This is a genomic window from Pseudomonas sp. 102515 (assembly GCF_031085165.1).
Classification (GTDB): Bacteria; Pseudomonadota; Gammaproteobacteria; order Pseudomonadales; family Pseudomonadaceae; genus Chryseomonas.
In genome coordinates, this window is the sequence record NZ_JAVHTY010000010.1 from 25,273 (window position 1) to 37,910 (window position 12,638).

Annotated in this window: 15 protein-coding genes, 1 pseudogene and 1 riboswitch; of the genes and pseudogenes, 11 read left to right on the forward strand and 5 right to left on the reverse strand. The window is 68.6% G+C overall.

Going from position 1 to position 12,638, the window contains the following annotated elements; all coding sequences use genetic code 11:
• Nucleotides 1-18 precede the first annotated feature (18 nt).
• Together RCF34_RS22615 and RCF34_RS22620 are read right to left on the reverse strand one after the other, a co-directional pair.
• Nucleotides 19-666 (reverse strand): 50S ribosomal protein L11 methyltransferase, encoded by a 648-nt coding sequence (locus RCF34_RS22615; protein ID WP_308710149.1) that lies wholly within the window; start codon nucleotides 664-666, stop codon nucleotides 19-21.
• The gene (locus tag RCF34_RS22620; RefSeq protein ID WP_308710150.1) at nucleotides 663-1,127 is read right to left on the reverse strand and encodes a YbaY family lipoprotein; all 465 of its coding nucleotides are present in this window, start codon (nucleotides 1,125-1,127) and stop codon (nucleotides 663-665) included. The genes RCF34_RS22615 and RCF34_RS22620 overlap by 4 nt, the downstream gene beginning before the upstream one ends.
• Nucleotides 1,128-1,308: 181 nt before the next feature.
• On the opposite strand from RCF34_RS22620, the gene nrdR reads away from it, so the two are divergent.
• From nrdR to ribA, 10 genes are all read left to right on the forward strand, one after another.
• Nucleotides 1,309-1,779 (forward strand): transcriptional regulator NrdR, encoded by a 471-nt coding sequence (gene nrdR / locus RCF34_RS22625; RefSeq protein WP_007161213.1) that lies wholly within the window; start codon nucleotides 1,309-1,311, stop codon nucleotides 1,777-1,779.
• Complete coding sequence (gene ribD / locus RCF34_RS22630) at nucleotides 1,776-2,900, forward strand: bifunctional diaminohydroxyphosphoribosylaminopyrimidine deaminase/5-amino-6-(5-phosphoribosylamino)uracil reductase RibD (protein WP_308710151.1); 1,125 nt, start codon at nucleotides 1,776-1,778, stop codon at nucleotides 2,898-2,900. The genes nrdR and ribD overlap by 4 nt, the downstream gene beginning before the upstream one ends.
• 56 nt (nucleotides 2,901-2,956) lie before the next feature.
• Nucleotides 2,957-3,115: riboswitch (FMN riboswitch) on the forward strand.
• A gap of 142 nt (nucleotides 3,116-3,257) precedes the next feature.
• Nucleotides 3,258-3,920, forward strand: a complete 663-nt coding sequence (locus RCF34_RS22635; protein WP_308710152.1) for a riboflavin synthase — start codon at nucleotides 3,258-3,260, stop codon at nucleotides 3,918-3,920.
• Nucleotides 3,921-3,930: 10 nt separating this feature from the next.
• On the forward strand, nucleotides 3,931-5,019 hold the full coding sequence (gene ribBA / locus RCF34_RS22640) for a bifunctional 3,4-dihydroxy-2-butanone-4-phosphate synthase/GTP cyclohydrolase II (RefSeq protein WP_308710153.1): 1,089 nt from the start codon (nucleotides 3,931-3,933) through the stop codon (nucleotides 5,017-5,019).
• Between the two features lie 109 nt (nucleotides 5,020-5,128).
• The gene (ribE, locus tag RCF34_RS22645) at nucleotides 5,129-5,605 is read left to right on the forward strand and encodes a 6,7-dimethyl-8-ribityllumazine synthase (protein ID WP_007161209.1); all 477 of its coding nucleotides are present in this window, start codon (nucleotides 5,129-5,131) and stop codon (nucleotides 5,603-5,605) included.
• An 8-nt stretch (nucleotides 5,606-5,613) separates the two neighbouring features.
• A complete protein-coding gene (nusB, locus tag RCF34_RS22650; protein ID WP_308710159.1) occupies nucleotides 5,614-6,093 on the forward strand; it encodes a transcription antitermination factor NusB in 480 nt (159 codons plus the stop codon).
• A gap of 13 nt (nucleotides 6,094-6,106) precedes the next feature.
• Nucleotides 6,107-7,063: a thiamine-phosphate kinase gene (thiL, locus tag RCF34_RS22655; protein ID WP_308710154.1), complete on the forward strand. Its 957-nt coding sequence runs from the start codon at nucleotides 6,107-6,109 to the stop codon at nucleotides 7,061-7,063.
• 22 nt (nucleotides 7,064-7,085) lie between these two features.
• Nucleotides 7,086-7,595 (forward strand): phosphatidylglycerophosphatase A, encoded by a 510-nt coding sequence (locus RCF34_RS22660; RefSeq protein WP_017639513.1) that lies wholly within the window; start codon nucleotides 7,086-7,088, stop codon nucleotides 7,593-7,595.
• 27 nt (nucleotides 7,596-7,622) lie between these two features.
• Nucleotides 7,623-8,255, forward strand: a complete 633-nt coding sequence (locus tag RCF34_RS22665) for a TIGR02281 family clan AA aspartic protease (RefSeq protein ID WP_308710155.1) — start codon at nucleotides 7,623-7,625, stop codon at nucleotides 8,253-8,255.
• A gap of 95 nt (nucleotides 8,256-8,350) precedes the next feature.
• Nucleotides 8,351-8,974, forward strand: coding sequence for a GTP cyclohydrolase II (ribA, locus tag RCF34_RS22670; RefSeq protein ID WP_308710156.1), 624 nt, complete (start codon nucleotides 8,351-8,353; stop codon nucleotides 8,972-8,974).
• Nucleotides 8,975-9,004: 30 nt separating this feature from the next.
• On the opposite strand, the gene dxs is transcribed toward ribA, so the two are convergent.
• The 3 genes from dxs to RCF34_RS22685 all read right to left on the reverse strand — a co-directional run bounded on the left by dxs (nucleotide 9,005) and on the right by RCF34_RS22685 (nucleotide 12,204).
• Nucleotides 9,005-10,936 carry a 1-deoxy-D-xylulose-5-phosphate synthase gene (gene dxs, locus RCF34_RS22675; RefSeq protein ID WP_308710157.1) on the reverse strand — a complete coding sequence of 644 codons (1,932 nt, stop codon included), beginning with the start codon at nucleotides 10,934-10,936 and terminating at the stop codon, nucleotides 9,005-9,007.
• Between the two features lie 150 nt (nucleotides 10,937-11,086).
• Complete coding sequence (locus tag RCF34_RS22680) at nucleotides 11,087-11,965, reverse strand: farnesyl diphosphate synthase (RefSeq protein WP_308710158.1); 879 nt, start codon at nucleotides 11,963-11,965, stop codon at nucleotides 11,087-11,089.
• On the reverse strand, nucleotides 11,962-12,204 hold the full coding sequence (locus RCF34_RS22685; protein WP_007161201.1) for an exodeoxyribonuclease VII small subunit: 243 nt from the start codon (nucleotides 12,202-12,204) through the stop codon (nucleotides 11,962-11,964). Before RCF34_RS22685 ends, RCF34_RS22680 begins: the two co-directional genes overlap by 4 nt.
• Before the next feature lie 263 nt (nucleotides 12,205-12,467).
• Here RCF34_RS22685 and RCF34_RS22690 point away from each other — a divergent pair.
• Nucleotides 12,468-12,638, forward strand: a pseudogene (locus tag RCF34_RS22690) (threonine ammonia-lyase, biosynthetic); the annotation flags it as partial.

Consider the following 12,638-nt stretch of genomic DNA (forward strand, 5'->3'; position numbering starts at 1 on the left):
GAAACAAGGCGGGCGGGCTCAGCCTCTATAGAGCGCCACGCGGCGGAATTCGTCCGGTTCGGCCAGATCCGGCAGGGTGCAGGCCTGGAGTTCGGCGATGCGGGTGAAGCCGGGGTGAGCCAGGTCGCGCACCCGCGAGTCGGCCAGCCATAGGGTCTCGGCGCGCGCCTGCAGGAGGTCCAGCAGGGGCAGGTTGGCACGGTCGTAGAGGACGTCGGCGGCCAGTATGAGATCGAAGCGCTCGGTGCTGGCACAGAAATCGTCCAGCGTCTCGATCTGCACGGCGTTGGCCTGGGCATTGGCGCGACAGGCCGCCAGTGCCAGCGGATCGAGGTCGCAGCAGACCACCCGTGCGGCGCCGGCCCGGGCGGCGGCGAGGCCGGCGATGCCCGAGCCGCTGCCGAAATCCAGCACCTGGCGCCCGGCGACATGCTCGGGATGGGCGACGATCCAGCGCGCCAGGGCCAGGCCGCTGGCCCAGCAGAAGGCCCAGTAGGGCGGTGCCTCCAGCAGGCGCTGGGTTTCCGCGGGGGAAAAGGCCCGCGCCATGTTGGCCGGATCGATCAGCCACAGCGACAGGTCGCTGTCGGGCAACGCCTGCAAGCAAAGGCAGGCGTCGCCCAGCAGGGCCGTCAGGGCGGCGGCTAGGTCGGCAGGGGGCGTCACGGGGTCTGGTTCAGCACCAGTTCGCCGAGATTCTGCGTGGTCGGCCCACCGACATTCACCGGCGGCAGATAGCTGGCCAGTTGCCCGGCCTGGATCAGGCGCGCGTGGAATTCCACCTTGAGATCCGGGCGGGTGGGAAAGATCTCCGGATTGAAGGGCAGGCGGAAGGCCAGGGGCGCGCCTTTGCCGGTCACTGTCTCGCTGGCCAGCAGGCGTTGCGGCAGGCCCTTGGCGTTGACCGCCAGCAGGGCGATCTCGACCTGGGCGCCGGCCGGGACCAGCCCCTGGGCAGTGCGCAGCACCCCGGAGATCTCGCGCAGATTGGCCGGAGTGGGGGCGCCAGCCACCGGGACCGGCTCGTCGGCTGGGGTGGTGGGCTGGGGCGGCGTGGTTTCGGGTGGGCTGGAGCACGCCACGAGCAGACCGGTGAGCAGCAGGGGCAGGAGGACGCGTGGGGTCATGGCAGGATCCGGAGGTCGCCGCCGGCGAGGGCGGCACGGGAGGCTGGAGAGGGGTCGTCGAACACAGTGCGCTCTTATAGCCCGGCGGCTCCTGGCTGTCGATTCGTCGGGCACCCGGAGGTTCCCGCCAGGGGGTGATCGGGTACCATGAGGGCTTTCCCTTCCGGCGGTCGACTCTCCCATGCATTGTCCCTTCTGCGGCGCCCACGACACCAAGGTCACGGATTCCCGGCTGGTCGCGGCCGGCGAGCAGGTGCGCCGGCGGCGTGAGTGCCTGGCCTGCCAGGAACGCTTCACCACCTTCGAGACCGCTGAGCTGGTGCTGCCACGGCTGATCAAGCAGGACGGCACCCGCCAGCCCTTCGACGAGGACAAGTTGCGCGCTGGCATGCAGCGCGCCCTGGAGAAGCGCCCGGTGAGCGTCGAGCGCCTGGAAGAGGCCATCGCCCTGATCAAGCACCGGTTGCGCGCCACCGGCGAGCGCGAGATCCGTTCGCGGGTGGTGGGCGAGCTGGTGATGGACGAGCTGCGCAAGCTGGACCAGGTGGCCTATATCCGCTTCGCCTCGGTCTATCGGCAATTCCAGGACCTGGCCGAATTCCGCGACGAGATCGAGCGGCTGGCCCAGGATCCGGGCAAGCAGCCGGTATGAACGAGGCGGGTCTGGTGAACGACGCATTCTGGATGGCCCGCGCCCTGGCGCTTGCGGCCCTCGGACGCTACAGCACGGCGCCCAATCCGCGGGTGGGCTGCGTGATCGTCCGTGACGGCCAGGTGGTGGGCGAGGGCTGGCATCGCCAGGCCGGCGGTCCCCATGCCGAGGTGCATGCCCTGCGCCAGGCGGGGGAGGCGGCGCGTGGCGCCACCGCCTATGTGACCCTGGAACCCTGCAGCCATCATGGCCGCACCCCACCTTGCGCGGATGCCCTGGTAGCCGCCGGCGTGGCCGAGGTGGTGGCGGCCATGACCGATCCCAATCCGCTGGTGGCCGGGCGCGGCCTGGCACGCCTCGCCGCCGCCGGCATCGCCACCCGCGCCGGAGTGCTGGAAGCCGAGGCGCGGGCACTCAATGCCGGCTTCGTCCAGCGCATGCTCACCGGGCGACCCTTCGTGCGGGTCAAGCTGGCCCTGAGCCTGGATGGCCGTACCGCCATGGCCAATGGCGAAAGCCAGTGGATCACCGGTCCGGCGGCGCGCCAGAGCGTCCAGCGGCTGCGCGCCGAGGCGGGGGTGGTGATCACCGGCGCCGATACCGTGCTGGCCGATGGCGCGCGCCTGACCGTGCGTCAGGCCGAGCTGGGCCTGAGCGGAGACGAACTGAAGCTGGCCACCCTGCGCACGCCGCAGCGGCTGCTGGTGGACGGTCGTGGCCGGGTGCCGCTGGATGCACCCTTCTTTCAGGCCGGTGCGGCGCGGGTCGCCGGTATGGCCGCCGCGGCGCCCGCCTATGCGGCGGCTGGGCACGACTACCTGGCGCTGCCTGGCACCCAGGGGCAGGTCGATCTGGCGGCGCTGCTGACCCGCCTGGGCAGCGAGCAGGTCAACGATGTCCTGGTGGAAGCCGGACCGCGCCTGGCCGGCGCCTTCGCGCAGGCCGGGCTGGTCGATGAATATCAGCTGTTCCTGGCGCCCAAGTTCCTCGGCTCCAGCGCCCGGCCGCTGCTGGACTGGCCGCTGGTGCATCTGGCCGAGGCCCCGCAGCTGGAGATCCTCGGCGTCACGCCGGTGGGCGCGGACCTGCACCTGATCGCCCGACCGGCCAGGGACACCTGACGCCCCTGGCCCCGCGGCGGCGAACTGTGTTACAAAACCTGCGCTGCCTGCGGGTGGCGAGTTCTCAGGGCGGGGTGCAATTCCCCACCGGCGGTAACGCCCGATCAGTCGGGACGAGCCCGCGAGCGCTCTCTCGTCCTCTGCGGCGGGGGAGGTCAGCAGACCCGGTTGGATTCCGGGGCCGACGGTCATAGTCCGGATGAGAGAGAACGGGATAGCCTCGCCTGGCAGGGGTGCGAGCCCCTTGTCCGTCTGATTTCCCTTCTGTCCGTGCGCCCTGTTTTTTCACCGAAACAGGAGTTCGTCGATGTCTAGCTGCACTGCCTTTTCGGCTCCGCCTCTTGGAGGCTTGAGCTGATGTTTACCGGAATCATCGAAGCCCTCGGCGAGATCCGCGTCCTCACGCCCAAGGGCGGAGACGTGCGCCTCTACGTCGCCACCGGCAAGCTCGACCTTGCCGACGTCAAGCTCGGCGACAGCATCGCCGTCAACGGGGTCTGCCTGACGGCCGTGGAATTGCCCGGCGACGGCTTCTGGGCCGACGTCAGTCGCGAAACCCTGAGCCTCACCAGCCTGGGCGGCCTCAAGCCCGGCAGCCGGGTCAACCTGGAAAAGGCGCTGATGCCCACCAGTCGCCTTGGCGGTCACCTGGTCAGCGGTCACGTGGACGGTCTCGGCGAAGTGGTCTCCCGCGCCGATAACGCCCGCGCCGTGCAATTCCGCCTGCGCGCCCCGGCCGAGCTGGCCCGTTATATTGCCCTCAAGGGCTCAATCACCGTGGACGGCGTCAGCCTCACGGTGAATGCGGTGGACGGCGCCGACTTCGAGCTGACCATCGTCCCCCATACCCTCGGCGAGACCATCATGGCCGACTACCGCGCCGGTCGGCGGGTGAACCTGGAGGTGGACCTGCTGGCCCGCTACCTGGAGCGCCTGCTGCTGGGCGACAAGGCGGCCGAGTCCAGCAAGGGCGGCGTCACCGAAAACTTCCTCGCCGAACACGGCTATCTGCAGCGCTAAGGACGACACCGTGGCACTTTCCAGCATCGAAGACATCATCCAGGACATCCGCGCGGGCAAGATGGTCATCCTCATGGACGACGAGGACCGCGAGAACGAAGGCGACATCATCATCGCTTCCGAATGCGTCACCGCCGAACACATCAACTTCATGGCCCGCCACGCGCGCGGCCTGATCTGCATGCCCATGAGCAAGGGCCTCTGCGAGCGCCTCAACCTGCCGATGATGGCCAGCCGCAACGCCTCCGGCTTCGGCACCAAGTTCACCGTCTCCATCGAGGCCGCCGAAGGCATCAGCACCGGCATCTCCGCCGCCGACCGCGCGCGCACCGTGCAGGCCGCCATCGCCAAGGACGCCAAGGCCGGCGACGTGGTCAGCCCCGGCCACATGTTTCCGTTGATGGCCCAGCCCGGCGGTGTGCTGGCGCGTGCCGGCCACACCGAGGCCGCCTGCGACCTGGCGCGCATGGCCGGTTTCGCCGAGAGCGGGGTGATCTGCGAGGTGATGAACGACGACGGCACCATGGCCCGTCGCGACGAACTCGAAGCCTTCGCCGAGCAGCACGGCCTCAAGGTCGGCACCATCGCCGATCTGATCCACTACCGCCTGCTCCACGAGCACACCGTCAAGCGCATCGACGAGCAAGCGCTTGAGACCGAACTCGGTCCGTTCAAGCTGGTGACCTACCGCGACGAGGTGGAGGGTGACGTCCACCTGGCGCTGATCCGTGGCGACCTGGCCGGCCAGGAGCTGCCGCTGGTGCGTGTACACAACATGGATCCGTTGCGCGACCTCCTGCAGGTGCACCAGCCGGGTCGCTGGAGTCTGCGCAGCGCCATGGAGCGCGTGGCCCGCGAAGGCACCGGCGTGGTGCTGCTGCTCGGTCACTCGATCGAGGGCGACGACCTGCTGGCGCACCTGCGCGAGCCACTGCCGGTGCCCAAGGCGCTGTCCACCTACAGCACCGTCGGTGCCGGTTCGCAGATCCTCCGCGACCTGGGCATTCGTCAGATGCGCCTGCTCAGCTCGCCGATGAAGTTCAACGCCATATCCGGCTTCGACCTGGAAGTAGTAGACTATCTGCCTCCTGAAGAATGACCCTTCCGCCTGGCGCGCCCCGCCCGGGTGGCATGGCGCGCTTCACCTGGATTTCCACGGACGGCGTGGCACTGCCGGCCGTCCGGCTCTTTGACAACTGGACCCGCACATGAACATCAAGACCTTTGAAGGCACCTTCATCGCCCCCCAGGGCCGTTTCGCCCTGGTGGTCGGCCGCTTCAACAGCTTCGTCGTCGAGAGCCTGCTGCAGGGCGCCATCGACGCCCTGGTGCGTCACGGCATCAAGCCGGACGACCTGACCATCATCCGCGTCCCCGGCGCCTTCGAGATCCCGCTGGCGGTGCAGAAGATCGCCCAGCGCGACGAATTCGACGCCATCATCGCCCTCGGCGCGGTGATCCGTGGCGGCACCCCCCACTTCGAATACGTGGCCGGCGAGTGCACCAAGGGCCTGGCGCAGGTCTCCATGGAATTCGGCGTACCGGTGTCCTTCGGCGTCCTGACCGTCGACTCCATCGAGCAGGCCATCGAGCGCTCCGGCACCAAGGCCGGCAACAAGGGCGCCGAAGCGGCCCTGTCCGCCCTGGAAATGGTCAGCCTGCTGGCGCAGCTGGAGGCCAAGTGAGCGGCGATCTGACTCCGCCCCCGGCAGGCAAGCCCGCAGGCAAGAAGGCCCCCACCGGCAAACTGGCTGCCCGTCGCGAAGCGCGCAGCCTGTCGGTCCAGGCCCTGTACCAGTGGCACATGGCGGGCCAGGCGATCAACGAGATCGAGGCGCAGTTTCGCGTCGACAACGATTTCGCCAAGGTCGACGGCGCCTACTTCCATGAAGTCCTCCATGGCGTGCCGGCCAACAAGAGCGAGATCGACGGTCTGATCCTGCCCTGCCTGGATCGCCCCATGGGCGAGGTGGATCCGGTCGAGCTGGCCGTGCTGCGGCTGTCCTGCTACGAGCTGCTCAAGCGTATCGACGTGCCCTATCGCGTGGTGATCAACGAGGGCATCGAGCTGGCCAAGATCTTCGGCGCCACCGACGGCCACAAGTTCGTCAACGGCGTGCTGGACAAGCTGGCGCCCAAGCTGCGCAGCGCCGAGTTGCGCGGCAAGCGCTGATCGCCCACGTCGCATGGGTGAATTCGAACTCATCCGTCACTATTTCGCCACGGCGCCCTGCGCCCGTGGCGGACCCGGCGTGGCGCTGGGCATCGGTGATGACTGCGCACTGCTGGCGCCTGCCCCGGGTGCGCAGCTGGCGGTCTCCACCGACACCCTGACCGCCGGGGTGCATTTCCCCGATCCCTGCCCGGATGCCCATGGCCTCGGCCAGCGCGCCCTGGCGGTGAGCGCCAGCGACCTGGCCGCCATGGGCGCCGCGCCCCTGGGCTTCACCCTGGCATTGACCCTGCCATCCGTCGAACCCGCCTGGCTTGAAGGCCTGGCGGCAGGCCTTGCGCAGATGGCCGAGCAGTGCGGGCTGCGCCTGGTCGGGGGCGATACCACCCGCGGGCCGCTGTCCCTTACCCTCACGGTCTTCGGCCAGGTGCCGGCCGGCCAGGCGCTGCTGCGCAGCGGTGCCCGCCCGGGCGATCTGCTGTGCCTGGGAGGTGCGCCGGGCGAGGCCGGCGGGGCCTTGCCCTTCGTCCTCGGTCAGCGCGCGCCGGAGGGCGACGCCAGTCGGCACCTGCTGGCACGCTACTGGGCACCCCAGCCGCAATTCGACCTCGGTCTCTGGCTGCGTGGTCGGGCGACGGCCGCCCAGGACGTCTCCGATGGCCTGGTGGCCGATTGCGGCCACATCGCCGCGGCCTCCGGCGTACGCCTGATCGTGGAGACGGCGCGGCTGCCGGTGAGCCCGGCGCTGGCCCAGCTCTTCCCCGCCGACGAGGTGCTGCGCCTGGCGCTGGGCGCCGGCGACGACTATCTGCTGGTCTTCACCCTGCCACCGGACCAGGCCCCGGCCCTGGCCGCCGCCTGGCCTCGGGCGCAGGTGATCGGTCGGGTCGAAGCGGGCGGCGGCGTTGCTGTCCTCGCCGCCGACGGTCAGCCGATGACGCCGACACTAACCGGTTTCCAACATTTCTAGCGCCCTGACGCGGAGTCCTTCCTTGAGCGAACACCAAGCCCCCGCCCAGCCGGTCCCCCTGTCGGTCTGGCGCGATCCCTGGCATTTCCTGGCCTTCGGTCTGGGTTCCGGTACCCTGCCCAAGGCACCTGGCACCTGGGGTTCGCTGATCGCCTTGCCCTTCGTACCGCTCTGGCAGCTGCTCAGCGGCTGGAGCTATCCGCTGCTGCTGGTGCTGCTGACCGTCTTCGGTTGCTGGTTGTGCGGCAAGGTCGCCCGCGAGCTGGGCGTGCACGATCACGAGGGCATCGTCTGGGACGAGATGGTCGGCATCTGGATCACCTTCTGGCTGGCGCCTCCGGGGTTGATCTGGCTGCTGGTGGGTTTCGTCGCCTTCCGCGTACTGGACATCTGCAAGCCCTGGCCAATCCGCTGGCTGGATGTCAATGTCCGCGGCGGCGTCGGCATCATGGTCGACGATGTGCTGGCCGGCGTCCTCGCCTGGCTGGTCGTTCAGGGATTACACATCGGTTGGGGTCATCTCGTCGGCTGACGAGACGCAGGCCCAAGGAGCAGGGCAGTGAAAAGACTGGGCTTGTACGGCCTGCTGTTGGCCGTCGGTTCGCTCGCCTGGGCGCAACCCCAGGTCCGGGTCGTGGGGTTGTTCAATGGCGCGGCGGTGGTCAACGTCAATGGCCAGCGCAAGTTGCTGCGGGTCGGCCAGCGCCTGGACGACGTCGAGGTGGTCAGCGCGGATCCCCAGCAGGCAGTGCTGCGCATCGACGGCCGGACCCAGACCTTTGCCCTCGACCGCGAATACAGCGACGGCTACAGCGCCCCGCAGCGCCGCGAATTCAGCGTGCCGCGCAGCAACAACGGGCATTACCAGGTCATCGCCAACGTCAATGGCCGTCCGGTGTCGCTGCTGGTGGACACCGGCGCTACCAGCGTTGCCCTGAGTGGCGCCCAGGCCGATCAGCTGGGCATCAGCTATCGCGACGGCACCCCGGGCTGGGTGGAGACCGCCAGCGGTCATGCCCGCGCCTGGCGCACCACGCTCAAGCAGGTCCGCCTGGGCGATGTCGAGGTGGTCGGGGTGGACGCCATGGTCCTGGAAGGCAGCTATCCCAGCCAGGGGCTGCTGGGCATGAGTTTCCTCAATCGCGTGGGCTGGCGCGAGGCCCAGGGCGTCTTCTACGTACAGGCACGTTGATAGATCATCCAGCATCGACGTCATAACCCCTGGCGATGACGCCGGGCCCGGGGAAAAGGTTACAATGTACGTCTTTCCCCGCCAGGAGCCCGCAGGTGTCCGTCGTCTTTGTCGCCGCCTCCCAACTGCCCACCCCCTTCGGCCTGTTCACCATGCACGGTTTCCTCGACGAGACCGATGGCAAGGAGCACGTCGCCCTGACCTTCGGTGACGTGGCCGATGGCGAGCCGGTGCTGGGCCGACTGCATTCCGAATGCCTGACTGGCGATGCGCTGTTCAGCCTGAGATGCGACTGTGGTTTCCAGCTGGAAGCGGCGCTGCGCGCCATCGCCGAGGCCGGTCGTGGCGTGCTGCTCTATCTGCGCCAGGAAGGACGCGGCATCGGCCTGCTCAACAAGATCCGCGCCTATGAGCTGCAGGATGCCGGTGCCGATACCGTGGAAGCCAACGAGCGCCTGGGCTTCGGCGCCGACCAGCGCACCTATGCGCTGTGCAAGCCGATGCTCGAACACCTGGGCGTCACCTCGCTGAGGTTGATGACCAACAATCCGCGCAAGGTGAAGGCGCTCGAGGTCCTGGGCATCCCGGTCGCCGAGCGGGTGCCGCTGCAGGAAGGCCTCAATCCGCACAATCGCCGCTATCTGCTGACCAAGGCCGGCAAGCTCGGCCATATGCTCGGCAATCTGCACCAGAACGAAGATGTGGAAAAGGCGCCCTAGGGCGCCTTTTTATCTCGCCTTGGATGCCGCTCAGGCTTCCTTGCGCAGACCGGCCGGCGACAGGTCCGCCAGAGCCAGACGCTCGCGCACCGCGCGCTCGATCCCAGCGACGTCCAGACCACACTCGGCGAGCATGTCGGCCAGCTTGGCGTGCTCGATGTAGCTATCCGGCAGGCCTAGGTTGAGGACCGGCTGGACCAGGGCGTTGGCCTGCAGGAATTCGTTGACCGCACTGCCAGCACCACCCATGACGCTGTTTTCCTCGACGGTGACCAACAGGTCGTGGTCGGCGGCGAACTGGCGGATCAGGGCCTCGTCCAGTGGCTTGACGAATCTCATGTCGGCCACGCTGGCGTCCAGGCGCTCGGCGACCTGCAGGGCCTCGGCCAGTTGCACGCCAAACACCAGGAAGCCGACCTTGGGGCCGCTCTTCAGGCTGCTCTGGCGACGCACCACGCCCTTGCCGATAGGCAGGGGCTCCAGGCCCGGATCCAGGGCGGCGTTGGGGCCGCTGCCACGTGGGTAGCGCACCGCGGCGGGGCCCTGGTGGCGATAGCCGGTGGTGAGCAGGCGACGCAGCTCGTTCTCGTCGCTGGGCGCCATGATGACCATGCCGGGGATGCAGCGCAGGTAGGACAGGTCGAAGCTGCCGGCATGGGTCGGGCCGTCTTCGCCCACCAGGCCGGCGCGGTCGATGGCGAAGAGCACGTCCAGGTTCTGCACCGCCACGTCGTGGATCAACTGATCGTAGCCGCGCTGCAGGAAGGTGGAGTAGATGGCCACCACCGGCTTCATGCCGTCGCAGGCCAGGCCCGCGGCCAGGGTCACCGCGTGCTGCTCGGCGATGGCCACGTCGAAGTAGCGCTCGGGATAGCGTTCGGCGAAGCGGATCAGGTCGGAGCCTTCCTTCATCGCCGGGGTGATGCCCACCAGCTTGGCATCGGCGGCGGCCATGTCGCACAGCCAGTCGCCGAAGATGTTGGAGTACTTGGGCGCGCCCGGGCGCTTGGGCTTGGCGTCCAGCGGCTCCAGCTTGGTGATGGCGTGGTAGCCGATGGGGTCTGCCTCGGCGATGGACAGGCCCTTGCCCTTGCGGGTGATGACGTGGAGGAACTGCGGGCCCTTGGCGTCGCGCAGGTTGCGCAGGGTGGTGACCAGGGTCGGCAGGTCATGGCCGTCGATGGGGCCGATGTAGTTCCAGCCCAGCTCCTCGAACAGGGTGCCAGGTACCAGCATGCCCTTGGCGGCCTCTTCGGTGCGGCGGGCGATTTCCCAGGCGCCGGGCAGCTTGGAGAGGGCCTTCTTGCCGTTTTCGCGCAGGTGCTGGTAGGTGCGGCTGGAAAGCAGTCGCGCCAGGTAGTTGGACAGGCCGCCGACATTGCGCGAGATGGACATGTCGTTGTCGTTGAGCACCACCAGCATGTTGGCGCCGGTGTCCGAGGCGTGGTTGAGGGCCTCGAAGGCCATGCCCGCGGTCAGGGCGCCGTCGCCGATCACCGCGACCGACTTGCGCTCGATGCCCTGCAGCTGGGCGGCGATGGCCATGCCCAGGGCGGCGCCGATGGAGGTGCTGGAGTGACCGACGCCAAAGGTGTCGTACTCGCTCTCGCTACGCCGCGGGAAGGCGGCCAGGCCGTCCTTCTGGCGCAGGCTGGCCATGCCTTCGCGACGGCCGGTGAGGATCTTGTGCGGATAGGCCTGGTGGCCGACGTCCCACACCAGCCGGTCTTCCGGGGTGTTGAAGACGTAATGCAGGGCCACGGTCAGTTCGATGACGCCCAGGCCGGCGCCGAAGTGACCGCCGGTCTGACCCACGGTCCACAGGAGAAAGGCGCGCAGTTCGTCGGCGACGGCTTCCAGCTCGGCGTCACCGAGCTGGCGCAGCTGGACCGGCGAGTCGATGCGGTCGAGCAGGGGCGTCGCGGGACGCTGGCGGGGAATCTCGTGAAACGTCTTGGGCATCTGGCTGATCACTTTGCGCAGAGAATTAGGCAGTTTACCCGATGCCCGCGTGGCATCCCAACAGCGGACAGGGCGTCTTGTTATGCCCCTGTGACAACGGACCCGGAGGCAAATGCGGCCCGGGTCACGAGTTTTTCCGCTGGAGCGCGTCTAGCTGCGTCGTTCCACGATGTAACGGGCCAGGGCGCGCAGGGGTTCGGCCGGCGCGCCCAGCGGCTCGATGGCCGCAAGAGCGCTGTCACGCAGCTCCAGGGCATAGGCCTTGGCCGCGTCCAGGCCGAGCAGCGCCGGGTAGGTCGGTTTGTCGCGGGCGAGATCGGCGCCCTGGCGTTTGCCCAGGGTCTGCGTATCGCTTTCGATGTCGAGCACGTCGTCCCAGACCTGGAAGGCCAGACCGATGGCCTCGGCATAGCGGGCCAGGGCCTCACGCTCGGCGGCACCGGCGGCTTCGCTGGCCAGGGCGCCGAGTTGCACGCTGGCGGCGATCAGGGCGCCGGTCTTGTGCAGGTGCATGGTCTCCAGCGCCGACTGGTCGATGCGCCGGCCGACCGATTCCAGGTCGATGGCCTGGCCGCCGACCATGCCCGCCGGACCGCTGGCGCGGGCCAGTACCGCGACCATCTCCAGCCGCACCCTGGCGTCCTGGGGCGCCGCCAGCAGGGTCTCGAAGGCGAGGGTCTGCAGGCCGTCGCCGGCAAGGATGGCGCAGGCCTCGTCATAGGCCTTGTGGGTAGTGGGCCGGCCGCGGCGCAGGTCGTCGTCGTCCATGGCCGGCAGGTCGTCGTGGACCAGGGAATAGGCGTGGATCAGCTCCACCGCGCAGGCGGCCTGGTCGGCGCGCGCCGGATCGCCACCCAGGGCTTCGCAGGCGGCATAGACCAGCAACGGCCGTACCCGCTTGCCGCCACCCATGACGCTGTAGGCCATGGCGGCATAGAGCCGGGCGAGTTCGGCGCGGGGGGCGGTGAAAAGCGGGGCGAGGGCGGTATCGACGCGGGTCTGGCAGCGTTGCTGGTAGGCCTCGATCATGCGTCGTCCCCGACCGGGGCGAAGGGGGCGGCGCTGAGTTCGCCGTCCTTTTCCAGCAGGATCTGCACCTTCTGCTCGGCCTGGGCCAGGGCCCCCTGGCATTCGCGGGTCAGGCGGATGCCCTGTTCGAAGGCGCCGAGGGAGTCCTCCAGGGACAGCTCGCCGCTTTCCAGGCGTTCCACCAGGGTCTGCAGTTCGGCCAGGGATTGTTCGAAATCGGGAGCTTTCTTGCGGGCCATCGGGATTCTCGGCAGAGGCGATCGGGTCGCGGGAAGTGGGCAACAGGTCGGTCATTGTGCCACAGCCATCGGCGCCGCTTGACGGCGTGCCCGGCCAGGCCCTAGGGTAGCTGCCATGAAGACGCGCAGCCTCCAACGCTCCAGCATTATTACCGCCATTACCTGATGGCGGGAGAGCGTTAGCTGCGCAACCAGACCCGCCCAAGAGGCGGGTTTGTACGTTCTGACTCCTGGGCCCCGACGAAACACCCCAGGAGCCCGCCATGACCGCCCAGGAACCCGCCACCGATCTCTTGCAGCGCTATGCCCGCAAGATCCTCGAAGCCCCCGTCTACGACGTGGCGATCGAAACGCCCCTGCAACCGGCGCGGGCGCTGTCCGAGCGGCTGGGCTGCCAGGTGCTGCTCAAGCGCGAAGACCTGCAGCCGGTGTTT